Here is a 22,281-nt window from a genome sequence, read left to right on the forward strand (position 1 = left end):
GGGCCCGACCGAGACTTAAGTCTTGGCGCCCTGCGAGAATTTGAGGAGTTACCGATGAAGACACGTGCCGCCGTCGCTTTCGAAGCCAAGAAGCCGCTCGAGATCGTCGAAGTCGATCTGGAAGGACCGAAGGCCGGCGAAGTCCTGGTCGAGATCAAGGCGACGGGCATCTGCCATACCGACGCCTACACGCTCGACGGTTTCGACAGCGAGGGCATCTTCCCGTCGATCCTGGGCCATGAGGGCGCCGGGATCATCCGCGAGATCGGCGCGGGCGTGAGTTCGGTGAAGCCCGGCGATCATGTCATCCCGCTCTACACGCCGGAATGCCGGCAGTGCAAAAGCTGCCTGAGCCGGAAGACCAATCTCTGCACCGCGATCCGCGCGACGCAAGGCAAGGGCGTGATGCCCGACGGCACCAGCCGCTTCTCCTACAAGGGCAAGCCAGTTTACCATTATATGGGCTGCTCGACCTTCTCCAACTTCACGGTGCTGCCGGAGATCGCGGTGGCGAAGATCCGCGAGGACGCGCCGTTCGACAAGAGCTGCTACATCGGCTGCGGCGTCACCACCGGCGTCGGCGCCGTCGTCAACACCGCCAAGGTCGAGCCGGGCTCCAACGTCGTCGTGTTCGGCCTCGGCGGCATCGGGCTCAACGTAATCCAGGGCGCCAAGATGGCCGGCGCCGACAAGATCATCGGCGTCGACATCAACGACTCCAAGGAGGAATGGGGCCGCCGGTTCGGCATGACCGAGTTCGTCAATCCCAAGAAAATCACCGGCGACATCGTCCCGCATCTCGTGAGCCTCACCGACGGTGGCGCCGACTACACTTTCGACTGCACCGGCAACACTACGGTGATGCGCCAGGCGCTGGAAGCCTGCCATCGCGGCTGGGGCACATCGATCATCATTGGCGTCGCGGAATCCGGCAAGGAGATCGCGACACGTCCGTTCCAGCTCGTCACCGGCCGCAACTGGCGCGGTACCGCATTCGGCGGCGCGCGCGGCCGCACCGACGTGCCGAAGATCGTCGACTGGTACATGAACGGAAAGATCCAGATCGATCCGATGATCACCCACACGCTCAAGCTCGAAGACATCAACAAGGGCTTCGAGCTGATGCATGAGGGCAAATCCATCCGTTCAGTCGTCGTGTTCTAACTCGAAAGCGTCACACCCAAGGAGGATCGACCCATGACTGCACTCCACCCCTCGATCGACAACGGCCTCAAGCAAGGCACCGGCCATTTTGCCGGCGGCACGCTGGCCTGCAAATGCAAGGACCACCAGGTCAAGGTCGGCATCAAGGGCGACGTGGCGCACAACCACGCCTGCGGCTGCACCAAGTGCTGGAAGCCGCAGGGCGCGAACTTCTCCGTCGTCGCGGTGGTGCCGCGCCAGAACGTCACCGTGCTCGAGAACGGCGACAAGCTCCAGATCGTCGACGCTTCCGCGGTGATCCAGCGTCATGCCTGCAAGGCCTGCGGCACGCACATGTATGGCCGCATCGAGAACAAGAACCATCCGTTCTACGGTCTCGACTTCGTCCATCCGGAGCTGTTCCAGGAGCAGGGCTCGCAGGCGCCGCAATTCGCCGCCTTCGTCTCTTCGGTGATCGAATCGGGCGTGAAGCCGGAGCAGATGGCCGGCATCCGCTCGCGGCTGAAGGAAATCGGGCTCGAGCCCTATGACTGCCTGTCTCCGGCGCTGATGGACGCGATCGCGACCCACGTCGCGAAAGCCAAAGCCGCCTGAACAAGGCCGCCAGACGTTGCCAAGCCCCGTCCGCTCGCTGGTCGCAACCACCGCCAGCGAGCCGGACGGGTGCGGCCCTCAGATGATCGCGGCGATGTCGCCGCCGGTGCACCTTGCGTAGACGTGGGCCATTCGCTCCCTCAGTCCTAGTCTCTGAATGACTGCGCAGTGCCAAAGCTTCTCTCTTGAAGTCCGCAGGCCCTGCGTTTCTCCCTCCCTCGACTGAGGCATCCTGCTTCGTCCGCGCAGTCTCTCTGGCGGACGAAGCCTTTTTCACCTCGAATCTGATTTTGCAGTCGCGCAAAACGCGGGACGGCTTGCCGCGCCCTGCTTTTGACAAACCACGGATGCAATCTGCTCACGTCGAGAACACCCGGCTGTGAATGCCGGGCCGGCCCGATCTCTGCTACGATCGCGGTGTCACGATGCCGCGCGAAGTTCAATCAATTAAGAACAAAACGGGAGGTATCGAGCACATCCGGACATCGCGATTCGCATTTTGCCCCCTGCCGGGATTTGCCCGCGCGGGACAACGGGCCGGAGTGTGGTTGCGACGACGCACGGACCATGATGCCGACCGAAATCGGCACTTCCATAATCGGCAATGCTTATGAAGAGCGAGGGACGATCATGATCAAGGTGAAGATCAACGGCCAGGAACAGAGCTGGGACGGCGACCCGGATCTCCCGCTACTCTGGTTCCTGCGCGACGAGGCCGGGCTGACCGGCACCAAATTTGGCTGTGGCCAGGCGCTGTGCGGCGCCTGCACGGTCATCGTCGACAAGGAGGCGGTGCGCTCCTGCATCACGTCGATCAACGACGTCGCCGGACGCGAGATCACCACGATCGAGGGACTGCATCCGACCGGCGACCACGCCGTTCAGAAGGCCTGGCGCCAGGTCAACGTCCCCCAATGCGGCTTCTGCCAGGCCGGCCAGATCATGCAGGCCGCGGCCCTGTTGATGGACAATCCAAAGCCGTCGCACGACCAGATCCGCGAGGCGATGTCCGGCAACATCTGCCGTTGCGGCTGCTATCAGCGCATCGAGAATGCCGTCCATCTCGCATCGACGGGAGTGTGACATGAATTTCATCGACAATCCCCGAAAGCTTCGTGGCTTCGAAAAGCACACCAGGGTCGAGAAGATCTCACGCCGCAGCATCCTCAGGGGGATCGGCATCACCGGTGGCTTCGTACTCGCCGCCCCCGTAATGTCCCGCCAGGCTTTTGCCTATGAGACCGGCGCCGGAAAAATGCCGCATGGCGTCGTGGTGGACCCACGCGTCTTCGTCGCGGTCGCGCCCGACGGCACCGTCACCATCCTCGCCCATCGCTCCGAGATGGGCACCGGCGTGCGCACCAGCCTGCCGTTGATCGTGGCGGAGGAAATGGAAGCCGACTGGTCCAAGGTGAAAGTGCAGCAGGCCCATGGCGACGAGGTCAAGTTCGGCAACCAGGACACCGACGGCTCGCGCAGCACGCGGCATTATTTGATCCCGATGCGCCAAATCGGCGCCTCCGCCCGCACCATGCTGGAGCAGGCCGCAGCCAAGCGCTGGGGCGTGCCGGCGACCGAGGTCAAGGCCGTCAATCACGAGGTCGTCCACGGCGCCAGCGGGCGCAAGCTCGGCTTCGGCGAGCTCGCCGCCGATGCCGCCAAGGAATCGGTGCCGAGCATCGAAGGCCTCAAGCTGAAGGACCCAAAGGACTTCCGCTATCTGACCAAGGGCCAGATCGGCATCGTCGATCTCCACGACATCACCACTGGCAAGGCGGGTTACGGTGCCGACGTGCGCCTGCCCGGCATGAAGTATGCCGTGATCGCGCGGCCGCCGGTCACCGGAGGCAAACTGGTCTCGTTCGACCCGGCCGAGGCGATGAAAGTCTCCGGCGTCGAGAAGGTGATGCAGGTCCGCGGCTGGCCGTGGCCCTCGAAGTTCCAGCCGCTCGGCGGCGTCGCGGTGATCGCCCGCAACACCGGTGCGGCGATCAAGGGCCGCGACGCGCTGAAGCTGGTCTGGGACGACGGCGCCAACGGCAAGTACGACTCGGTCGCCTATCGCAAGGAGCTCGAGGAGGCCTCGCGCAAGCCTGGTCTCGTCGTGCGCGCCGAGGGCGACGCGGACGCCGCGCTGAAGAGCGCCGACAAGGTCGTGGTCGGCGAATATTACCTGCCCCATCTCGCTCATGCCAGCATGGAGCCTCCGGTTGCGATTGCCGACGTCAAGGGCGACAAGGCGGAGATCTGGGCGCCGGTGCAAAGCCCGGGCGGCACGCGCGAGGACGTCGCCAAGACGCTCGGCATTCCCGAAGGCAACGTCACCGTCAACGTCACGCTGCTCGGTGGCGGTTTTGGGCGCAAGTCGAAATGCGACTTCGCGCTCGAGGCCGCACTGCTGTCGAAAGAACTCGGCGCGCCGGTGAAGGTGCAGTGGACGCGGGAGGACGACCTCCACCACGACTTCCTGCACACCGTCTCGGTCGAGCGGATCGAGGCAGGCCTCGACAAGAGCGGCAAGGTGGTCGCGTGGCGCCACCGCAGCGTGGCCCCCACCATCGCTTCGACCTTTGCCGCAGGCGCAAACCACGCGGCGGCGTTCGAGCTCGGCATGGGACTCGTCGACATGCCCTTCGAGATCGCCAACATCAGTTGCGAAAACCCGGAGGCCGCGGCGTTCACCCGCATCGGTTGGTTCCGCTCGGTCTCGAACATCCCGCGCGCCTTTGCGGTGCAGTCGATGGTCGGCGAGATCGCGAACGCGACCGGCCGCGACCAGAAGGAGACGCTGCTCGCGCTGATCGGCAGCCCGCGTATCGTCAAGCCTGCCGTGAAAGACATGTGGAACTACGGCGAACCCTTTGACAGCTACCCAATCGACACCGCGCGCCTGCGCAAGGTGGTCGAGCTGGTCGCCGAAAAGGGCGAATGGGGACGCAGCGTGCCGAAGGGCCACGGTCTCGGTATCGCCGTGCACCGCAGCTTCGTCAGCTATATCGCGACCATCGTCGAGGTCGCGGTCGACGACAAGGGCAAGCTGACGGTGCCACGGGTCGACACTGCGATCGACTGTGGCACCTATGTCAACCCCGAGCGCATCCAGTCGCAGATCGAGGGCGCGGCGATCATGGGGCTGAGCCTCGCCAAATATGGCGAGATCAGCTTCAAGGACGGCAAGGTGGTGCAGAAGAACTTTGACGACTTCCAAGTCATCAGGATCGACGAATCTCCGCTGATCACCAACGTCTATATCGTCCCGCCCGGACCCGACACGCCGCCGAGCGGCGTCGGCGAGCCCGGTGTGCCGCCGTTTGCACCGGCGCTAATGAACGCGATTTTCGCCGCGACCGGAAAGCGCATCCGCGCACTTCCGATCGGCAAGCAATTGGAGGCGTGAGAGGAACGGAAAGCGGCCTCGCGCCGTTGCCATCGATCTGACAGGAGCAGATCGATGACCAATATCTCAAAGGCGCTCGCAGTCTCGTTGCTGTCGGGCGCCTTTTGCTTGATTGCCGCCGGCGCATACGCCCAAAACAACACCACACCACCGACCACGGCGACGCGTCCCACCGCGCCGGACCAGAACTCGCTTCCGAACGCCAACGCGCCGCCCACCACGACCACCCAGACCACCGGGCAGAGCAGCACCGATCCGAAGGTTCAGGAGATGAACCAGAAGGAAAAGGACAAGGTCGACCGCCAGGGGAAGTAGTAGTTTAGCGCCTTCGCATTGATGTGCCCTCTCCCCTTGCGGGAGAGGGCAGCGACGCTAGTGGCTGCAACCTCGCTTGGGTGAGGGGTTTGTCTCTACGAATCTCGAGCATTGTTGTTCGCGGATACAACCCCTCATCCGGCGCTTCGCGCCACCTTCTCCCACAAGGGGAGAAGGGAAGAAAGCATGCAAAAATGCGGCGGACGTTGCCGTCCGCCGCATTCGCTCGTCCCCGCTCCGCCTTCTTCGATCCGCCGCGGAGCTTATTTCTTCAGCGCGAACACCCAGACCACGCCGCCCTGCGGCACGTTGGACTCGATGCCGATATTGTTGGTCGCCAGCGCGTCCTGGATGCGCTGTGCGTCGACGCCCCAACCTGACTGGATCGCGACATATTGGGTGCCGTCGATCTCATAGGACACCGGCATGCCCATGATGCCTGAGTTGGTCTTCTGCTCCCATAACACTTCGCCGGTCTTGGCATTGAAGGCGCGGAAGTTGCGGTCGTTGGTACCGCCGGCGAAGACGAGGTCGCCCGCGGTTGCCGTCACCGAGCCGAACAGCTGCGATTTCGGGAAGTTGTGCTGCCACACCTTCTTGCCAGTGGTGGGATCCCAGGCCTGGAGCTCGCCGAAATGATCGGCGCCGGGTTTCGCCTTCAGGCCGATGTCCTCCGGCTTGGTGCCGAGCCAGAGTTCGCCGGGCTTGAGCGCGACCTTCTCGCCGGTGAAGCCGCCGCAGAAATTCTCGTTGGCGGGCACGTAGACGAGCCCGGTCTTCTGGCTGTAGGACGCCGACGGCCAGTCCTTGCCGCCCCACAACGACGGACAGAACTCGACGCGCTTGCCGATTGCCGGCTTGTGATCGGGATCGACGATCGGCCGCCCACTCTCGGCATCAATGCCTTTCCAGACGTCGGTTGCGACGAACGGCCAGCCGGCGACGTAGTTGATCTTGGTCGGGGTGCGCTCGAGTATCCAGAAGATCGCATCGCGGCCGGGATGGATCAGACTCTTGATGCTGCGGCCGTCACGTTGCAAATCGACCAGCATTGGCGCGTCGACCTCGTCCCAGTCCCAGGAGTCGTTCTGATGGTACTGATGATAGGTCTTGATCTTGCCGTTGTTGGGATCGAGCGCCAGTACCGACGAGGTGTAGAGATTGTCGCCGGGATGGGTCTCGCCGGGCCATGGCGCGGCGTTGCCGACGCCCCAATAGATCGTCTTGGTCTCCTTGTCGTAATTGCCGGTCATCCAGGCGGAACCACCGCCTGTCTTCCAATCGTCGCCCTGCCAAGTGTCGTGACCGGGCTCGCCTTCGCCGGGAATGGTGAAGGTGCGCCACAACTCCTTGCCGTCCTTGGCATCATATGCGGCGACGTAACCGCGCACGCCAAGCTCGCCGCCGGAGCCGCCGACGATGACCTTGCCGTCGACGACGAGCGGCATCAGGGTCATGTACTGACCCTTCTTGTAGTCCTGCACCTTGGTGTCCCACACTACCTTGCCAGTTTTGGCATCGAGTGCGACGACATGGTCATCGGTGGTGGCGAGATAGAGCTTGTCCTCCCACAGGCCGACACCGCGGCTGGTCGGATGCAGCTGGAACAGATCGTCCGGGAGCTGCCGCTTGTAGCGCCAGTATTCGTCACCAGTTTTGGCGTTGAGCGCAATCACCTGTCCCATCGGGGTCGCCACGAACATCACACCGTTGTTGATGATCGGCGGCGCCTCATGGCCTTCGACCACGCCTGTCGCAAACGTCCAGACGGGCGTGAGATCCTTGACGTTGGTGGTGTTGATCTGATCGAGCGGGCTATAGCCCTGCCCGTCATAGGTCCGGCGGTAGAGCATCCAGTTGCCCGGTTCCGGATTTTCCAGGCGCTGCGCGGTGACCGGAGAGTAGCTCTCGATCGGGCCGGCGACGGCCGCAGTCGAGACAAGGCACGTGAAGGCGACGAAGCCGGACAGTAAGCATTGCTTCCTGGTCATGGACGTATCCCCTTTTCATCCGTTTTGAATTCGTTTGGTGAATTCTTGTCGTCGTGCGCGTCGTTCTCGTCACCCGCGCGGTGGCGGATGCGGCCTGTCGTGACGCGGGCGCGACCCGCGCGTCGGTCATCCCTGCTGTACGCCACCTACCTTTCCGACGAAGTTGCCGGCAACGCTGAGCGAGCCGTCAGCGTGCGCCAGCGGCAGCGCGGCGAGCCGCCGCGGCGCTGGCCCGAACACGACCTGCGCGCCCGCGCGGGGATCGTATTCGGAGTTGTGGCACATGCATTTGAACACCTCCTTGTCGCCGACATCGCTCTTGACCCAGGCGGTGACGGGACAGCCGGCATGGGAACAGATTGCCGAATAGGCGATGATCCCATCGATGGCACGCGCGCGCGTCTGCTCGTCGAGTTCGGCGGCATCGAGCCGAATGATCAGGATCTCGTTCAGCCGCGAGGCACTACGCACCACCGATGTCTTGGGATCCTTCGGCCAGGCATGCACCGGCGGCCCGCCGCGCGGCAGATCGGCCGAGGTGACGGGCTTTCCTTCTTGGTCACCTTCGGAGAAGACGAGCAGATCGCCCTTCTGTGGCCGCTCATCGGAGCCGGGCGGATCCTCGCCGGCGTGGACCTGCGTGGAACAGCCAAGGCACGCGGTGGTGGCGAGCGCACCGAGCAGGAGCGTTCGCCTCGTTTGCTCCGCGCACACGTCGACTTCAGTTTCCGCGAAGTTGTCGGAGGATGAGGATGTGGTGTTGAACGATGCGCTCGACATGCATGCTAGCAGGCGCTGGAACTCTGCCGAAAAAAAGGCGAAGAATTGGCGCCGCAGTGCATCAATATGGCTATGCTCGTTTTGATTGAACGCAAATGAGCGCAATCAAACGCGTTTTTGTAATTTCAACGCCATGCTACGCGAGCGACATGATGATTTTGCAGATCAGACCGATGATGTTGGAATTGGTGCGACGCGCTAACGTGCGCCGCGATGTCAACGAACATCAATTCGTTTGCACGTTTCTCAGGCAGGCATTTTGTATTCTAGGATCGAAGCACATGGCGCGGCGACGCGATGCGTCCCGCCACGGTCGCCGACGCCATTTCAAAACTGTCGGCGATGCGCCGCGCCTTGTCGATGAACAGCGCGGCGGCTGCGGGCGGACAGACCTCGCGCGCGGTCTCTTCAAACAGTTCGAGCCAACGATCGAAATGGTTCCCGGCGAGCGTGAGTGGAAAATGCGCCCGCATCGGCGCGCCGTGATAGCGGCCGGTCATCAGCACGATGGAGGACCAGAAATTCTTGAGCTTGGCGAGATGCTCGTCCCAATTCTGCACGATCGCAAACACCGGCCCCAGCAGCGCATCCTCACGCACGCGCCCGTAGAAGCGGGTGACGAGTTCCCCGATCATCTGTTCTGTGATTCCGGTGCGCTCGATCGCGTCCTGGACCAAGAGGTTCCGCCGCTCAGCCGCAGCTTCCCGCTCAGCCTTCAGTCGATCCGACATATTCTTTGTTGTCCGTTCAGTTGTTCCCGCAGGCCGCCCGTTCGACATTGTCGGGCCAATCGCGCGCGTCGTCTTTGACGCAGCGCAAATTGCGGGACAAGCGACGGGCGCTCAGCACCCGCCGCCCGCGCCAATATCAGGCGCTGTAGGTGTAAAAGCCCTGCCCGGTCTTGCGGCCGAGATGGCCGGCATCGACCATTTCCTTGAGCAAGGGCGCCGGTCGGTATTTGGGGTCGTTGAAGCCTTTGTAAAAGACCTCCATCACCGACAGCATGGTGTCGAGCCCGACGAGATCGGCGAGCGCCAGCGGCCCGATCGGATGGTTGCAGCCGAGCTTCATGCCGGCATCGATCTCTTCGGCCGTCGCGATCCCTTCCTGCAGCGCGAAGATCGCCTCATTGATCATCGGGCAGAGGATGCGGTTGACGGCAAAGCCCGGGCTGTTCTTGGCCGTGATCGCCACCTTGCCGACGCGCTTGGCGAAATCCAGCGCCTTGGCATGGGTATCGTCCGAGGTCTGCAAGCCGCGGATGAGTTCCAGCAGCGCCATCACCGGCACCGGATTGAAGAAGTGCATGCCGATGAAGCGATCCGGGCGATCCGTCGCCGCCGCAAGCTTGGTGATCGAGATCGACGAGGTGTTGGTCGCAAGCAGCGTGCGCGGCGACAGCGTCGCGCAGAGGTCCTTCAGGATCTTGACCTTGAGCTCCTCGTTCTCGGTCGCGGCCTCGATGACGAGATCGCAGTCGACGAGCTTGGCACGATCGGTGGTGCCGGTGATGCGCTTGAGCGTCGCCTCGCGATCGGCCGCCGACATCTTCTCCTTCTTGACCAGGCGCTCGAGGCTGCCGCCGACGGTGGCGACACCGCGGCTCACCGCCGCATCGGAGATGTCGACCATCACGACCGAAAGCCCGGCCGCGGCACAGATCTGGGCGATGCCATTGCCCATGGTCCCTGCCCCGATGATACCAACGGTTTGGATCATTGCTTCATATCCTTCTCATCCTGCGGGCATGCCGGCACAGGCCCGCGCCCTGTTTCCTGCATCAGGGTCTAGCACCGCCATTGGGCGCGCGCGACCCGATCCTCCCCTTTCCTTAAAGCATCCATGGCGGGAATAAAGCCGCCTGAAAGCCGCGAAAGGCATGATTTGGCGGTCTCGCGGCCTGTTCGGCCCGAGCGATCTGCCTCCTCTGCCGCCTTTTGAGTGCCGAGATGCGGGTGCGCTGGCGTGTAATTCAGGACTGATAAAGCGGCCAAAAGCCGCCCGCCGACAGAGCCATCGCAGCGAGTGCAAGAAGGACCGCAATACCAAAAGCCGGCACAAGATGCGAGACCGGCTCCCGATGGCGCAGGAGCGAGACAATGGCCCCCACCATGATCGCGCCAAGCAACGCCAGGCCCAGGAGCCTCGTCGAAGGCACCAGCAACAACGCAGCGCCGATAAGCTCCAGTCCGCCGCAGACAAGATGAAAACCGGCTGGAAAGCCCCAACGCGCGAAGTCGGCCTTCACCGTGCCCCGTCCACTCAGATTGATCATACCGGCGAAGAGGAATACGACGGCCAAAACCCCGACGAGGATGGCCGGAGTAAATGAGACGATTTCCGCGAACATCTATGCATCCGTTCCTGCATTGGGCCTGTTGTTCCGGGAAGGAGTTTCACGATCCACTCCTCCCGCGCCTAACCGGCCAAGCCGATGAGAACGAGACTGAGTAGTCTCGTTGCGGGCGCTTAGTAACGAGACTGATCAGTCTCGTCAACAGCAATTTTTTCGGCTATCATCGGTCTATGAATTCAGCATCGATTCCCGAATTGACCCCGCTGCAAACCCGTAAGCGGACCGCAATCCTAGAGGGCGCCAAGACCGTATTCCTGCGCGATGGTTTTGAGACCGCGACAATGGACGACGTCGCTGCCGCCGCCGGTGTCGGCAAGCAAACCGTTTATCGCCACTTCGGCTCGAAGGAGGCGTTGTTTCTCGGTTTGGTGCAGTCGATGTGCGCCAGCGCGATCGAACCCGCACATCCGACCAACCGCCCAATCAAAGACGAATTGCGTGCGCTCGGGCAATTACTCGCACGCAGCCTGATTGCATCCGACAGCCTGGCGCTTTATCGCGCCATTGTCGCGGAGGCCGGCCGTCTCCCGATGCTTGGTGCCATATTCTATCAGCACGGTCCGCAATTGGCCCGAAGCATGGCCGCCAGAATCCTGGCGAAGCGCTTTGACGAAAAGACAGCCGCGGTCAGGGCGTCAACTTTCGTCTCGCTGGTCCTCGGTGACACGCATCTGGAAATGACGCTCGGCTACGAGGTGCCCGATTTCAAAGCTCGATTCAAAAAGCAGATCGAAGAGGCCATCGAATCTTCCCTCCGCTAGCGGCATCGCGACGCCTACGGGCGAGATGGCCGATGAGCAGGCCAAGAGCGCGATTGACAGGTCGCCTTCATTTCAATATTCGTTGAAATATGGAAAAGACAGATGCCGTCACCGCGCTCGCCGCGCTTGCGCAGGACAATCGCCTCGACGTCTTCCGCCTGCTGGTGCAGGCCGGTCCCAACGGCTTGGCCGCCGGCGCGATCGCGGAAGCGCTGGATCTCGCCCCCAATACGCTGACGTTTCACTTCGACCGGCTGCGGATGGCTGGTCTCGCCACCGTCCGGCGCGAGGGGCGCTCAATGATCTATGCGGCGCGGTTCGAGATCATGAATGCGCTCGTCGGCTTCCTGACCGAAAACTGCTGTGGCGGCATTTCATGCGCTCCGTCCGCGCCTTCGAAACCCGCGCGAAAGCGCAGCAAGGTTCCAGCCTGAAAGGACAGACCATGAAGCGCCTGCACGTCCACGTGTCCGTCGTCGATCTCTCCCGCTCCATCGGATTCTACTCGGCCTTGTTTGCATGCGAACCCTCGGTGGTGAAATCCGACTACGCCAAATGGATGCTCGAAGATCCCCGCGTGAACTTCGCGATCTCGACGCGTGGACGCGAGCCGGGCCTCGACCATCTCGGCATCCAGGTCGAGACCGGCGACGAGCTGCAAGACGTCTATGCGCGGCTGCGCCAGGCCGGCGGCAACGTGATCGAACAGGGGCAGACGGCTTGCTGCTATGCCAAGTCGGAGAAATCCTGGATCGACGATCCCGCGGGCATCGCCTGGGAAACCTTTCACACCACGGGCGAGAGCACCGATTACGGCGACGGGAGCGGCGAGAACCGCGCGCGGGTCGCGCATGAGCAGCAATCGGCCTGCTGCACGCCGCAGGCGGCACCGAAGCCGTCACAGGCCTGCTGCTGAAGGTGTTGGCGATGGAAGCGATCATCTACCACAATCCCGCCTGCGGCACCTCGCGCAACACGCTCGCCATGATCCGGAACGCCGGCATCGAGCCGCATGTGATCGAATATCTGAAGACACCACCGTCGCGCACGCTGTTGCAGCAGCTCGCCGCGCGCATGGGGCACTCGTTGCGCGACCTGCTGCGCGAGAAGGGCACGCCCTACGCCGAGCTGAGGCTCGGCAATGCGGCGCTGACCGACGAGCAGCTTCTCGATGCCATAGTAGCGCATCCGATCCTGATCAACAGGCCGATCGTGATCACGCCGAAAGGCGTCAAGCTCTGCCGTCCCTCCGAACTCGTACTGGATCTCCTGCCGGCGCAGCAGGGCGAGTTCGTCAAGGAAGACGGCGAGCGCGTCCGGCTGGACCGCGGTACCTGATGCCGGCCCTTGCACAGCGTGCCGCGGCCGAGTGGCTCGGGACCGCATTCCTGCTCGCCGCAGTGGTCGGCTCGGGCATCATGGCTCAAAAGCTCTCGGGCGGAAACGTTGCGCTGGCGCTGTTGTGCAATACGATCGCCACAGGCGCCATCCTCGTCGTGCTGATCCTGATGTTTGGCCCGATATCGGGCGCCCACTTCAATCCGGCGGTGACGCTGGCATTCGCGCTCCGCGGCGAGACGCCATGGACCGATGCTGCGATCTACATCGTCGCACAGATCACCGGCGCGATCATCGGCGTATGGATCGCGCATCTGATGTTCGAGCTTCCCGTGCTCCAGCTTTCTCTGACAGAGCGCACCGGAGCGGGACAATGGTTCGCCGAGGCCGTGGCGACTTTCGGTCTGCTGTTGACAATCCTCGGTGTCGCATCGCGAACCCCCACCGCCGTTCCTTACGCCGTCGGCCTGTATATCATTTCGGCCTACTGGTTCACGGCCTCGACGTCGTTTGCCAATCCGGCGGTCACCATCGCCCGATCACTTTCCGACACGTTCGCAGGCATCGCCCCGCACGGCGTGCCGGCTTTCATTGCCGCGCAGCTTGTTGGGGCGATCCTTGCCATTCCGCTCGCGAACTGGCTTTGGAGCGGATGCTCCGTGAAGCGGGGCGCCTCACCACAGGTCTCCTGAAAGCCGGCATGGCTGTCACGACGATCGCAGCCGTTCGATGATGGCCGACACCTCGTCCAGCTGGACTTGGGCCGTGGCGAGGAGATCGAGAAGATCCCTCGCCGACTGCGCCGATCCGCTTGCGGCCGCCTGATCGATCACGGCCAATCCTTCGCCAAGACGCGCGATGACTTGCACGAGTTCGTCGCGCCGGCCCTGAAGATCGGCAAGCGTTGCGTCGAAGCGCTCGTCGAGCCTCGCGCCTTGCAACGAACGGATCGGAACGATCCTGTGTTCGGGAGGATCGGACATGCGAGCGTTTCGCCTTGCTGCCCACCCATCCTAGGCGCGGCGCGCCGGAACTTTGCGGTGGTGCTTTGTCGCATCCGGGTTCCCGGAACAGTTCATCGCCTGCGAACGAGGGCGCCCCTCACGCCTGCCTCACGGCTTTTGAACCTCGCGTGAGCGGCCGCGAGATCATGCAGCGGCGCGGAATATTGCGCCTCCGGCCCGATCCTTTCGATAGACCTGCTCGGAGCCTCCCATGACAAAGACAACCATCGTCACAGCCTTGCGGCTCATCCTCTCGCTCGCGATCACCGGCCCGGCGCAGGCCTGGCCCGGTGACCCCGGCGCAGGCATCGCCGCGCCCTCAAGCGCCGACTGCGCGTGGGGCGCTGAACGAGCGGAATGTGATGGGCTCGTCTCGATCCGTGCCGCCTCTGTCGCGCTCGCTCGCAAGCCGGTGCTTCGGCACATCCGCAAAGCGGAGCACGCCTCGCTTCCTCCGACGACGCGCCTGCCCGATCGCGAAGACGATCCTCTTGCGTCCATGCATTTCGAATGAACGCTGCGTCGCGGCCACAGGCGAGACGTCACCTGCATTGCTCTCGCGCGCGCGGCTGATGCGTGGATGTTCTGCAATTGGTCCCACATACATTGACAGCGGTGTGACGGCCGGGGCAGTTTTTTGCATTGCTGGCGAATCAGCGATTGGCTCAAGCTGAGTACCTCTTGGACAACTCCCAGTGCTTTCGAGACTGATATCGTTGCTACGCCGCATTCCAGCGGTGAAATGGGCGTTCGCCCGGCTTCGGCCCTTGCCACACAGCGGCAGCATTGACGTGGCACCGATCGTCGCGGACGAGCCGCCTGCCGTCATCGTGGACGCCGCTCCGGCCCTAGACATCGGTATCAGCACCGAGGCGTTGCACAACGACGCAGACATCGCGGCTGCAGACGATGATACGACTCTCTCTGTCATCGCGGAGAGCCCATCGGCCGCGCCGGCCGATATCCAGGTCAGCGACGAGTCATCTCGAACCGCGCTCCCGGAAATTGAGCCGATCGTCGAAGAACAGGCGTCGGTCTCGTTTGACGTCGAGCCGGCTGATATCCCTGAGCTCATCATCGGCAGCGATCCGTCCGCCGAACTCCAGACGGACGTCGAACCTGTCGTTGCGGAGGAGGCCTTCGTCTCATCTGTCGAGGTCGAGACCGCTTCGGCCGATGTTCCCGCGGTCAGCGTCGACAGCGAGGCATCTCCCAGCGTCACGGTGGAGATCGAGCCGGTCCTCGCGAACGATCCTCTGCCCATCACCATCGTTGCCGCGGACAGCTCGTCCGCCGACTCCCCCATTGTCCCGACGAGCAACGAGCCTGAGCCTGTTCTTGCGTCTCCCGCTCCGGAGATCCGCAGCGCACCGAAGGCTCGTGCGAAAGCTGCCGAACCCGTCGATCGCGCCACGCTGATCCGGCAACGCTGGACTGAGACCGGCATCAGGATGTGGAATCCGCGGCTTCACGGCACCGGCGATGCCACGCTGAACATCCAGGGGCGCGTCGAACTGCTGCCGCCTGCGCCTGGCGAGAACTTGCCGCGCTACGACAAGCTGGAATTCAAGATGCTCGGCGGCCAGATTGTCTGCGAAGGCGTGATCGTCGATGCGCCCGCGCAGGCGGACAAGCGCAGCTTCACCCGGCTCGCCGAGCCAGGGAAATCCGACCGGGTTCGCGAGCCGGTGCGGGAACGCCAGGCCGCTCTCGCCTGATCCTTTCGCTCTGCGACGATGCTCACCATATGCTAGGCTGACACCCTGGATATGGGAGATCGCATGCCCGCGAAATTGTTGCGACTGATCGTGATCGCCGCCCTCTGTGTCTCGCAAGGCGCGTTTGCCGCTTCCAGCAAACGGCAGCGCCACGCGCCTGCGACGACACCCGCTATCGATCCGGCTGCACCTTACAAGGCCGACCGGCTCTCCTCTTCGCGCGGCGAGACGATCCTCAATACGCCTGGCCAGACCACTGTGCTGACGCGGCAAGTCCTCGACGACATGAACGCAACGAGCCTGAAGGACGCGATGCGCTCGACCGCCGGCGTGACGATCGGGCGCTAGACGCCTCTCGCGGCTTGCGCGCTCAGGGAATCGGATAACCCTTCCAGACCCACTCCAGCGCCGACGGCAGCGTTTGCGCGATCGTCGGGCGGTCGACGTGCTTGGCGTTGCGCACGAACAGGAACTGGTAGTGGTAACCCTTCTCCGCCAGCACCTTTGCTGTGAGCGCGTTCGACAAGGTCCAGTCGTGCATGCCATCGGGAATGGTGGGGTTGGGATAGTACAGGTCCTGGTCGCCACCGAAGAACCAGAAGCGGATCGGCTTGGTCGGCGCGCTCAGGATCAGCGGCACGCCAGGCGGATCGGCAGGCGTGAGCACGCCCGCCTTCGAAATGAGATTGGGCGTGGCCGGCCCGGTCCATGCGCTGTGATATTCCCAGGCTCCGCCCCGTAGCGAGGGATCGTGCGGCCATTGCTGGTTGACCATCGTCGGCGAGAACGCCAGCACGCGGTGATAGAGATCGGGATAGAACCACGCCATGGTGAAGGCCGCTACGCCGCTCGAGCTCAGCCCCATGGTCGCGCGCCCGTCCGCATTCCTGGTGAGCTTGACGCCGGCGTTCTGCTCGACCAGCGGCAGCACCTCGCGCTCGACGAACTGCGTGTAGGCGCCAGACACCGCGTCATATTCCCGCCCGCGCTGACTGCCCTGCGCATCCTGGCCGCCATTGCCGATCTGGATCGCGATCATCGGCGGCACACGGCGCTGCGCGATGAGATTATCGAGCGTGGTGGGGAGATCCTTGTACGCGGCGGAGCCACCGTCGCCGATCACGATGAACGGCACCTCCGTGCCGGCGACATATTGCGCCGGCACATAGACGTCGATCGTGCGCGACCACACGCCGGGATGGCTGGTGGTGACGATCATGTTCGACTTGTCGTCCGGCGCGGTGACGGTCGTCATGATCGAGGAGTTGCTGCATCCGGCAACGTCGTCGCGGATCAGGCCGGGATTGTAGATCGTGCTGTCCTTCGACGTGAGCGTGAAGGATTTTGTCGTGCCACGTGGGACACCTTCTTTCGCTATGGTCTCAGGCGCGGGATTGTGGGTGGGACCTATGATGAAATTGCCCTCAGCGCCTAGCGGCGGCAGCGTGCCATCGGGCAGCTCGGTCGCGCGCGGATAGTTCGGGTTCGAGGGGTCGCGCGTCGGCGGCGTCGTCTTGAAATCGAGGCTCGTCGTGTCGATGAAGAACGGCGCCGTCTTGTCGGTGGTGTTGGCACCCGGCGGCACGGCCATGTTCTGGGTCACGCAGGCCGGCTGCGCCAAGGCAATCGAACTGGCAATTGACGTGAAGGAGACGAGGGAAATCAGCGTCCCCGCAAGGACGGACAATGAATTGGTCATTTCAGCTCCCGGTGCCGACGAGTCTTGCAGGCTCGTCTTGAGAGGAAGTATGGCGGGTGGCCCGCGCGCGGTCAAACGCCGGGCGACCGCGTTGCAGCAATAGCCGCCATGCTCAAAACGGACAGGGATCGTTATTCCGCGCATGGCGCGAAATTTTTCGAACATGAGGCCGTTGCTGCCTTATCGCGCAACACGTAGCTTGCGGTAGGTCGAGGCGCGCGAACGTCACGTGCAATCATAACGACAAGAACACTTTGGGAGGAAAACGATGAGAAAGCTCACGGCCGCGCTGTGCGCGCTGGCACTGTTCGCACCGGTTGCGCAGGCGCAAACCGTCAAGGATTTCATTGCGGCGGTCACCAAGAAGTGGACCACGCCGTTCGAGCCGTTCCAGCTCATCGGCAACATCTATTATGTCGGCACCGACGGCATCGCCGTCTACATCATCAAGACCTCGCAAGGACTGATCCTGATGGATACGGCCCTTCCCCAGTCAACCGGCATGATCAAGGACAACATCGCAAAGCTCGGATTCAAGGTCGCCGACATCAAGTACATCCTCAACACGCACGCGCATTTCGACCACACCGGCGGCTTCGCCGAGATCAAGAAGGAGACCGGCGCGCAGCTCGTGGCCGGTGAGCGCGACAAGGCGCTGCTCGAAGGCGGCTATTATCCCGGCGACGAGAAGAACGAGGATCTCGCCTTCCCCGCAGTGAAGGTCGACCGCGCCGTGAAGGAGGGCGACAAGGTCACCCTCGGCGACACCACGCTGACGGCACACGAAACACCCGGGCATTCGCCGGGCTGCACAAGCTGGGAGATGACCGTCAAGGACGGCAGCCAGGACCGCGAGGTGCTGTTCTTCTGTAGCGGCACCGTGGCGCTGAACCGGCTGGTCGGCCAGCCGACCTATGCCGGCATCGTCGACGACTATCGCGCGACCTTCGCCAAAGCCAAGGCGATGAAGATCGACGTGCTGCTCGGGCCGCATCCGGAGGTCTATGGCATGCAGGACAAGCGCGCGCAGCAGATAAAGGACAGCTCGTCGAATCCGTTCGTCAAGCCGGGCGAGCTTACGACTTACGCGACCGGCCTGTCGGAGGATTTCGACAAGCAGCTCGCCAAGCAGACGGCGGCGCTTCAGCCCGCGAAATAATGTGGTTCGCGCGCGCAGCCTCTCCCAGCGGAGAGAGGCGGCGCGCGCAGCTATACGCAGCACCGCGCCGTCGCCTACGCGATGGTTAGCAGAACGTAGCTGCGGCTATTACGGATAGCTTGCGGCCGATAGGCCGGCCTCTGCCGGCTCGTATCCTTAACGCCGCCTCACCAATGCACGCGACCGGAAACATTTGGCGGTAGCGTGCAACCTGCGCGGGCTTTTTGCGAGGAACCCATCTAACGCGGCCTTTACCCGAGCTGTGCAAGATCGCCCCGTTTTGAAGGGATCCGGGGCGCGTATTGCAATGCCTGTTGCCGATTTGAAGTCTTACCTCTCCGCCGCAGTGCGGCTGTTCCGCGTGCCGGCCGACAACCCGGACCTGACGCGCGCGCAGTTCGACGCCTTCTCCAAGCAGGTCCCGCTGCTCTACTTCATCCTGATCAGCAACACGATCGCGGTCGCCTATACGTATGTGAACGTGGCGCCGGACTGGCTGACGATGATCGTGCCGAGCGTGCTGACCGCGCTTGCAGCGCTCCGGACGTTCTGGTGGCTGCGCCAGCGCCATCTTGTGCGCAGCGACGCCGACATCCTGCGCAATCTGCGCGCCACCAACTGGATGACATTGCCGATCGGCGCCGGCTTCACGATCTGGTCCTTTGCGCTCTACCCTTACGGCGATCCCTTCGCCAAGAGCCAGGTCGCCTTCTACATGGCGGTGACCGTGATCGGCTGCATCTTCTCTCTGATGCATCTGCGCTCGGCAGCGCTGATCGTCACCCTGGTCGTCGACGTGCCCTATGTGCTGTTCTTCTGGGCTACCGGCGAGCCGACACTGAAAGCGATCGCGGTCAACAATCTGCTCGTCTCCGGCGCAATGGTGACGGTGCTGGTCATCTACTATCGCGACTTCGCCGATCTCGTCGCCAGCCGCAAATCGCTGCTCGCGCAGCAGGTGGCGACGCAAGCGCTCTCCGACGAGAATTTCCGCCTCGCCAATCTCGATTCCCTGACCGAGCTGCCGAACCGCCGCCGTTTCTTCGCCGAGCTTTCGAGCGCCTTTGGTGATGCCGAGCGCCAGGGCGTTCGGCTCGCCGTCGGCATCATCGATCTCGACGGCTTCAAGCCGATCAACGACAATTACGGTCACTCGGTCGGCGACCGCGTCCTGATCGAGGCCGGACGCCGCGTTCGCGAGGTCTGCGAGGGCTTTGGCCCGCATCGCGTCGAGTTCGCACGCCTCGGCGGCGACGAGTTTGGCCTCGTCGTGTGCGGCGACCCTGACGATGACGATCTGATGCGGCTCGGCCAGTGCATCGGCGACCAAGTCAAGCTGCCTTATCAGGTCGACACTGCGCACACCGGCCTATCCTGCTCGATCGGCTTTGCGCAATTCCCGGACTCGGCGACGACGGCGGAAGCGCTCTATGAATGTGCGGACTATTCGCTCTATCACGCCAAGCGCCATCTGCGCGGCCGCACCGTGATCTTCTCGAGCGAGCTCGAGGCCGAGATCCGCAGCCGCGGCGTCATCGAAAATCTCTTGCGCACCTCCGATTTCGGCGCCGAGATGGAGCTGGTATTCCAGCCGATCGTCGATGCCATGAGCGAGCACACCGCGGGCTTCGAGGCGCTGGCGCGCTGGCAAAGCCCCCGCCTCGGCTGGGTTTCGCCGACCGATTTCATTCCGGCCGCCGAGCGCATCGGCCTGATCCGTCCGCTGACGCAGGCGCTTCTGGTTCGCGCGCTGGCGGCCGCGAAGACCTGGCCAGACGATATCCACCTGTCGTTCAACCTCTCGGCCCACGACGTTTGCTCGTCCGAGGGCATCCTGCCGTTGATCACCATCATCGAGAAGAGCGGCGTGCCGCCGCGCCGGATCGATTTCGAGATCACCGAGACCGCCGTCACCTTCGACTTCGTGCGTGCACAGCAATCGATCGCTGCGCTGAAGGCGATGGGCTGCGGCATCTCGCTGGACGATTTCGGCACTGGCTATTCATCATTGAGCCACGTGCACCGCCTGCCGCTCGACAAGATCAAGGTCGATCGCAGCTTCGTCGCCGATATCAACGACAATCCGGTCAGCCACAAGATCGTCAAGTCGCTCGCGGGCCTGTGCGACGACATGGAGATCGCCTGCGTCGTCGAGGGCGTCGAGACCCGCGCTCAGCTCGACAGCTTGCGCCGCCTGGGATGTGACTTCATCCAGGGCTATTATTTCGCAAAACCCATGCCGGGCGCCACGATCGACGGCTACCTCGCGAAGGAGCGGCAGCGCCTCCGGGAAACGACGGACGCGGCCAAAGTCGTGGCCTGAGATCGAACTACCTCGCCAGGCTCGGCAGATCGAGCCCGTTGGTGCCGGCACACTCGATCGCAGTCTCGTAGCCCGCGTCCGCATGGCGCATGACGCCGGTCGCCGGGTCGTTCCAGAGCACGCGCTCGATCCGGCGCGCGGCGTCCGGCGTGCCGTCGGCGACGATCACCATGCCGGCATGCTGGGAATAGCCGATGCCGACGCCACCGCCATGATGCAGCGACACCCAGGTCGCGCCGCTGGCGCAGTTCAAGAGAGCGTTGAGCAAGGGCCAGTCGGACACTGCATCCGAGCCATCGCGCATCGCCTCGGTCTCGCGGTTCGGGCTTGCCACCGAGCCGCTGTCGAGATGATCGCGGCCGATCACGACCGGCGCCTTCAGCTCACCACTCGCCACCATTTCGTTAAAGGCAAGACCGAGCCGATGGCGATCACCGAGGCCAACCCAGCAGATCCGCGCGGGCAAGCCCTGGAATTTGATGCGCGCCTTGGCCATGTCGAGCCAATTGTGCAGATGCTTGTCATCAGGCATCAGCTCCTTGACCTTGGCGTCGGTCTTGAAGATGTCCTCGGGATCGCCCGACAGCGCGGCCCAACGGAACGGCCCGACACCGCGGCAGAACAAGGGACGGATATAGGCGGGAACGAAGCCCGGGAAATCGAAGGCGTTCTTCAGGCCCATGTCCTGCGCCATCTGGCGAATGTTGTTGCCGTAGTCGAGCGTCGGGATTCCCTGCGCGTGGAAATCCAGCATTGCCTGGACGTGCTCAACCATCGAGGTTTTTGAGGCGCGCTCGACCGCCTTGGGATCGGCAGCGCGTTTCGCCTCCCATTCGGCCAGTGTCCAGCCCTTCGGCAGATACCCGTTGATCGGATCGTGCGCGCTGGTCTGGTCGGTGACGATGTCGGGCTTGACGCCGCGACGCACCAGTTCGGGAAAGATCTCTGCGGCATTGCCGAGCAGCCCGACCGAGACGGCCTTCTGTGTCTTCGCGGCTTCCGCCATGATCGCCAGCGCTTCATCGAGCGTCGCGGCCTGGCGGTCTAGATAGCCCGTGCGCAACCGCATCTCGATACGGCTCGGCTGGCATTCGACCGCGAGCATCGAGGCACCGGCCATGGTCGCAGCCAGCGGCTGCGCACCGCCCATGCCGCCGAGACCGGCGGTGAGAATCCATTTGCCGGCAAGGCTGCCGCCATAGTGCCGGCGCCCGACCTCGACAAAAGTCTCGTAGGTGCCCTGCACGATGCCCTGGCTGCCGATATAGATCCAGGAGCCGGCGGTCATCTGGCCATACATCATCAGGCCCTTGCGATCGAGCTCGTTGAAGTGGTCGAGCGTGGCCCAATGCGGCACGAGATTGGAATTGGCGATCAGCACGCGCGGCGCATCCGCATGGGTGCGGAAGACGCCGACCGGCTTGCCGGACTGGACCAGCAAGGTCTGGTCGCCTTCGAGCGCGCGAAGCGATGCAACAATCCGGTCAAAGCTTTCCCAGTCGCGCGCGGCGCGGCCGATGCCGCCATAGACCACGAGCTCACTCGGGCGTTCGGCGACTTCCGGATCGAGATTGTTCATGAGCATGCGGAGCGGCGCCTCAGTCAGCCAGCTCTTGGCGCTGATGTCGCTGCCGCGGGGAGCGCGGATGGTGCGGTCGTTGTCCAGTCGGCGATTCATGAAG

At 63.4% G+C, this 22,281-nt stretch carries 23 protein-coding genes; 15 read left to right on the plus strand and 8 right to left on the minus strand.

Annotated elements, in window-relative coordinates; translation table 11 throughout:
* Positions 1-54: 54 nt before the first annotated feature.
* The 5 genes from UP06_RS27260 (at position 55) to UP06_RS27280 (ending at position 5,470) form a co-directional block, all read left to right on the plus strand.
* Positions 55-1,164 carry an S-(hydroxymethyl)glutathione dehydrogenase/class III alcohol dehydrogenase gene (locus tag UP06_RS27260; RefSeq protein WP_045006756.1) on the plus strand — a complete coding sequence of 370 codons (1,110 nt, stop codon included), beginning with the start codon at positions 55-57 and terminating at the stop codon, positions 1,162-1,164.
* Between the two features lie 33 nt (positions 1,165-1,197).
* Complete coding sequence (gene gfa, locus UP06_RS27265; protein WP_045006757.1) at positions 1,198-1,758, plus strand: S-(hydroxymethyl)glutathione synthase; 561 nt, start codon at positions 1,198-1,200, stop codon at positions 1,756-1,758.
* Between the two features lie 630 nt (positions 1,759-2,388).
* Positions 2,389-2,841, plus strand: a complete 453-nt coding sequence (locus tag UP06_RS27270) for a (2Fe-2S)-binding protein (protein WP_045006898.1) — start codon at positions 2,389-2,391, stop codon at positions 2,839-2,841.
* 1 nt (position 2,842) lies between these two features.
* Entirely contained in the window at positions 2,843-5,155 is a 2,313-nt protein-coding gene (locus UP06_RS27275) for a xanthine dehydrogenase family protein molybdopterin-binding subunit (RefSeq protein ID WP_045006758.1), read from the plus strand.
* A gap of 54 nt (positions 5,156-5,209) precedes the next feature.
* Positions 5,210-5,470, plus strand: a complete 261-nt coding sequence (locus tag UP06_RS27280) for a hypothetical protein (RefSeq protein WP_045006759.1) — start codon at positions 5,210-5,212, stop codon at positions 5,468-5,470.
* Positions 5,471-5,733: 263 nt separating this feature from the next.
* Here UP06_RS27280 and UP06_RS27285 read toward each other — a convergent pair whose 3' ends face one another.
* The 5 genes from UP06_RS27285 to UP06_RS27305 form a co-directional block, all read right to left on the minus strand.
* Complete coding sequence (locus UP06_RS27285) at positions 5,734-7,461, minus strand: methanol/ethanol family PQQ-dependent dehydrogenase (protein ID WP_045006760.1); 1,728 nt, start codon at positions 7,459-7,461, stop codon at positions 5,734-5,736.
* Positions 7,462-7,587: 126 nt separating this feature from the next.
* The gene (locus tag UP06_RS27290; protein WP_045006899.1) at positions 7,588-8,241 is read right to left on the minus strand and encodes a QcrA and Rieske domain-containing protein; all 654 of its coding nucleotides are present in this window, start codon (positions 8,239-8,241) and stop codon (positions 7,588-7,590) included.
* Between the two features lie 266 nt (positions 8,242-8,507).
* Entirely contained in the window at positions 8,508-8,972 is a 465-nt protein-coding gene (locus UP06_RS27295) for a group III truncated hemoglobin (RefSeq protein WP_045006761.1), read from the minus strand.
* A gap of 136 nt (positions 8,973-9,108) precedes the next feature.
* Entirely contained in the window at positions 9,109-9,960 is an 852-nt protein-coding gene (locus tag UP06_RS27300) for a 3-hydroxybutyryl-CoA dehydrogenase (protein ID WP_045006762.1), read from the minus strand.
* Positions 9,961-10,213: 253 nt separating this feature from the next.
* A complete protein-coding gene (locus tag UP06_RS27305) occupies positions 10,214-10,591 on the minus strand; it encodes a DoxX family protein (protein WP_045006763.1) in 378 nt (125 codons plus the stop codon).
* A 176-nt stretch (positions 10,592-10,767) separates the two neighbouring features.
* On the opposite strand from UP06_RS27305, the gene UP06_RS27310 reads away from it, so the two are divergent.
* From UP06_RS27310 to UP06_RS27330, 5 genes are all read left to right on the plus strand, one after another.
* On the plus strand, positions 10,768-11,358 hold the full coding sequence (locus UP06_RS27310; RefSeq protein ID WP_045006764.1) for a TetR/AcrR family transcriptional regulator: 591 nt from the start codon (positions 10,768-10,770) through the stop codon (positions 11,356-11,358).
* 89 nt (positions 11,359-11,447) lie between these two features.
* On the plus strand, positions 11,448-11,792 hold the full coding sequence (locus UP06_RS27315) for an ArsR/SmtB family transcription factor (protein ID WP_045006765.1): 345 nt from the start codon (positions 11,448-11,450) through the stop codon (positions 11,790-11,792).
* Positions 11,793-11,803: 11 nt separating this feature from the next.
* Positions 11,804-12,274 carry an ArsI/CadI family heavy metal resistance metalloenzyme gene (locus tag UP06_RS27320; protein WP_045006766.1) on the plus strand — a complete coding sequence of 157 codons (471 nt, stop codon included), beginning with the start codon at positions 11,804-11,806 and terminating at the stop codon, positions 12,272-12,274.
* Between the two features lie 11 nt (positions 12,275-12,285).
* Positions 12,286-12,696, plus strand: a complete 411-nt coding sequence (gene arsC, locus UP06_RS27325; protein ID WP_045006767.1) for an arsenate reductase (glutaredoxin) — start codon at positions 12,286-12,288, stop codon at positions 12,694-12,696.
* Positions 12,696-13,388, plus strand: a complete 693-nt coding sequence (locus UP06_RS27330; protein WP_045006768.1) for an MIP/aquaporin family protein — start codon at positions 12,696-12,698, stop codon at positions 13,386-13,388. The genes arsC and UP06_RS27330 overlap by 1 nt, the downstream gene beginning before the upstream one ends.
* Positions 13,389-13,403: 15 nt before the next feature.
* Here the strand turns inward: UP06_RS27330 and UP06_RS27335 are convergent, their stop codons facing one another.
* Positions 13,404-13,679, minus strand: coding sequence for a hypothetical protein (locus tag UP06_RS27335; RefSeq protein WP_045006769.1), 276 nt, complete (start codon positions 13,677-13,679; stop codon positions 13,404-13,406).
* A gap of 232 nt (positions 13,680-13,911) precedes the next feature.
* Between UP06_RS27335 and UP06_RS27340 the strand changes: the two genes are divergently transcribed.
* The 3 genes from UP06_RS27340 to UP06_RS27350 all read left to right on the plus strand — a co-directional run bounded on the left by UP06_RS27340 (position 13,912) and on the right by UP06_RS27350 (position 15,766).
* On the plus strand, positions 13,912-14,214 hold the full coding sequence (locus UP06_RS27340; protein ID WP_045006770.1) for a hypothetical protein: 303 nt from the start codon (positions 13,912-13,914) through the stop codon (positions 14,212-14,214).
* 181 nt (positions 14,215-14,395) lie between these two features.
* Positions 14,396-15,418, plus strand: coding sequence for a hypothetical protein (locus tag UP06_RS27345; RefSeq protein WP_502691609.1), 1,023 nt, complete (start codon positions 14,396-14,398; stop codon positions 15,416-15,418).
* A 63-nt stretch (positions 15,419-15,481) separates the two neighbouring features.
* Positions 15,482-15,766 (plus strand): TonB-dependent receptor plug domain-containing protein, encoded by a 285-nt coding sequence (locus tag UP06_RS27350; RefSeq protein WP_197087401.1) that lies wholly within the window; start codon positions 15,482-15,484, stop codon positions 15,764-15,766.
* A gap of 22 nt (positions 15,767-15,788) precedes the next feature.
* Here the strand turns inward: UP06_RS27350 and UP06_RS27355 are convergent, their stop codons facing one another.
* Positions 15,789-17,117, minus strand: coding sequence for an alpha/beta hydrolase (locus UP06_RS27355; RefSeq protein WP_045006773.1), 1,329 nt, complete (start codon positions 17,115-17,117; stop codon positions 15,789-15,791).
* A gap of 268 nt (positions 17,118-17,385) precedes the next feature.
* Between UP06_RS27355 and blaBJP the strand changes: the two genes are divergently transcribed.
* Both blaBJP and UP06_RS27365 read left to right on the plus strand, forming a co-directional pair.
* Positions 17,386-18,276: a BJP family subclass B3 metallo-beta-lactamase gene (gene blaBJP / locus UP06_RS27360; RefSeq protein WP_045006774.1), complete on the plus strand. Its 891-nt coding sequence runs from the start codon at positions 17,386-17,388 to the stop codon at positions 18,274-18,276.
* Between the two features lie 307 nt (positions 18,277-18,583).
* Positions 18,584-20,599: a putative bifunctional diguanylate cyclase/phosphodiesterase gene (locus UP06_RS27365; RefSeq protein ID WP_045006775.1), complete on the plus strand. Its 2,016-nt coding sequence runs from the start codon at positions 18,584-18,586 to the stop codon at positions 20,597-20,599.
* Positions 20,600-20,606: 7 nt separating this feature from the next.
* Here the strand turns inward: UP06_RS27365 and hutU are convergent, their stop codons facing one another.
* The gene (gene hutU / locus UP06_RS27370; RefSeq protein ID WP_045006776.1) at positions 20,607-22,277 is read right to left on the minus strand and encodes a urocanate hydratase; all 1,671 of its coding nucleotides are present in this window, start codon (positions 22,275-22,277) and stop codon (positions 20,607-20,609) included.
* Positions 22,278-22,281: the final 4 nt, after the last annotated feature.

It is taken from the genome of Bradyrhizobium sp. LTSP857 (assembly GCF_000938285.1).
GTDB lineage: Bacteria > Pseudomonadota > Alphaproteobacteria > Rhizobiales > Xanthobacteraceae > Bradyrhizobium.

Excerpts from the sequence above, each read along its gene's own strand:
- UP06_RS27260 (WP_045006756.1), top strand. The coding sequence starts at position 55 with ATGAAGACACGTGCCGCCGTCGCTTTCGAAGCCAAGAAGCCGCTCGAG.
- gfa (WP_045006757.1), top strand. The coding sequence starts at position 1,198 with ATGACTGCACTCCACCCCTCGATCGACAACGGCCTCAAGCAAGGCACC.
- UP06_RS27270 (WP_045006898.1), top strand. The coding sequence starts at position 2,389 with ATGATCAAGGTGAAGATCAACGGCCAGGAACAGAGCTGGGACGGCGAC.
- UP06_RS27275 (WP_045006758.1), top strand. The coding sequence starts at position 2,843 with ATGAATTTCATCGACAATCCCCGAAAGCTTCGTGGCTTCGAAAAGCAC.
- UP06_RS27280 (WP_045006759.1), top strand. The coding sequence starts at position 5,210 with ATGACCAATATCTCAAAGGCGCTCGCAGTCTCGTTGCTGTCGGGCGCC.
- UP06_RS27285 (WP_045006760.1), bottom strand. The coding sequence starts at position 7,461 with ATGACCAGGAAGCAATGCTTACTGTCCGGCTTCGTCGCCTTCACGTGC.
- UP06_RS27290 (WP_045006899.1), bottom strand. The coding sequence starts at position 8,241 with ATGTCGAGCGCATCGTTCAACACCACATCCTCATCCTCCGACAACTTC.
- UP06_RS27295 (WP_045006761.1), bottom strand. The coding sequence starts at position 8,972 with ATGTCGGATCGACTGAAGGCTGAGCGGGAAGCTGCGGCTGAGCGGCGG.
- UP06_RS27300 (WP_045006762.1), bottom strand. The coding sequence starts at position 9,960 with ATGATCCAAACCGTTGGTATCATCGGGGCAGGGACCATGGGCAATGGC.
- UP06_RS27305 (WP_045006763.1), bottom strand. The coding sequence starts at position 10,591 with ATGTTCGCGGAAATCGTCTCATTTACTCCGGCCATCCTCGTCGGGGTT.
- UP06_RS27310 (WP_045006764.1), top strand. The coding sequence starts at position 10,768 with ATGAATTCAGCATCGATTCCCGAATTGACCCCGCTGCAAACCCGTAAG.
- UP06_RS27315 (WP_045006765.1), top strand. The coding sequence starts at position 11,448 with ATGGAAAAGACAGATGCCGTCACCGCGCTCGCCGCGCTTGCGCAGGAC.
- UP06_RS27320 (WP_045006766.1), top strand. The coding sequence starts at position 11,804 with ATGAAGCGCCTGCACGTCCACGTGTCCGTCGTCGATCTCTCCCGCTCC.
- arsC (WP_045006767.1), top strand. The coding sequence starts at position 12,286 with ATGGAAGCGATCATCTACCACAATCCCGCCTGCGGCACCTCGCGCAAC.
- UP06_RS27330 (WP_045006768.1), top strand. The coding sequence starts at position 12,696 with ATGCCGGCCCTTGCACAGCGTGCCGCGGCCGAGTGGCTCGGGACCGCA.
- UP06_RS27335 (WP_045006769.1), bottom strand. The coding sequence starts at position 13,679 with ATGTCCGATCCTCCCGAACACAGGATCGTTCCGATCCGTTCGTTGCAA.
- UP06_RS27340 (WP_045006770.1), top strand. The coding sequence starts at position 13,912 with ATGACAAAGACAACCATCGTCACAGCCTTGCGGCTCATCCTCTCGCTC.
- UP06_RS27350 (WP_197087401.1), top strand. The coding sequence starts at position 15,482 with ATGCCCGCGAAATTGTTGCGACTGATCGTGATCGCCGCCCTCTGTGTC.
- UP06_RS27355 (WP_045006773.1), bottom strand. The coding sequence starts at position 17,117 with ATGACCAATTCATTGTCCGTCCTTGCGGGGACGCTGATTTCCCTCGTC.
- blaBJP (WP_045006774.1), top strand. The coding sequence starts at position 17,386 with ATGAGAAAGCTCACGGCCGCGCTGTGCGCGCTGGCACTGTTCGCACCG.
- UP06_RS27365 (WP_045006775.1), top strand. The coding sequence starts at position 18,584 with ATGCCTGTTGCCGATTTGAAGTCTTACCTCTCCGCCGCAGTGCGGCTG.
- hutU (WP_045006776.1), bottom strand. The coding sequence starts at position 22,277 with ATGAATCGCCGACTGGACAACGACCGCACCATCCGCGCTCCCCGCGGC.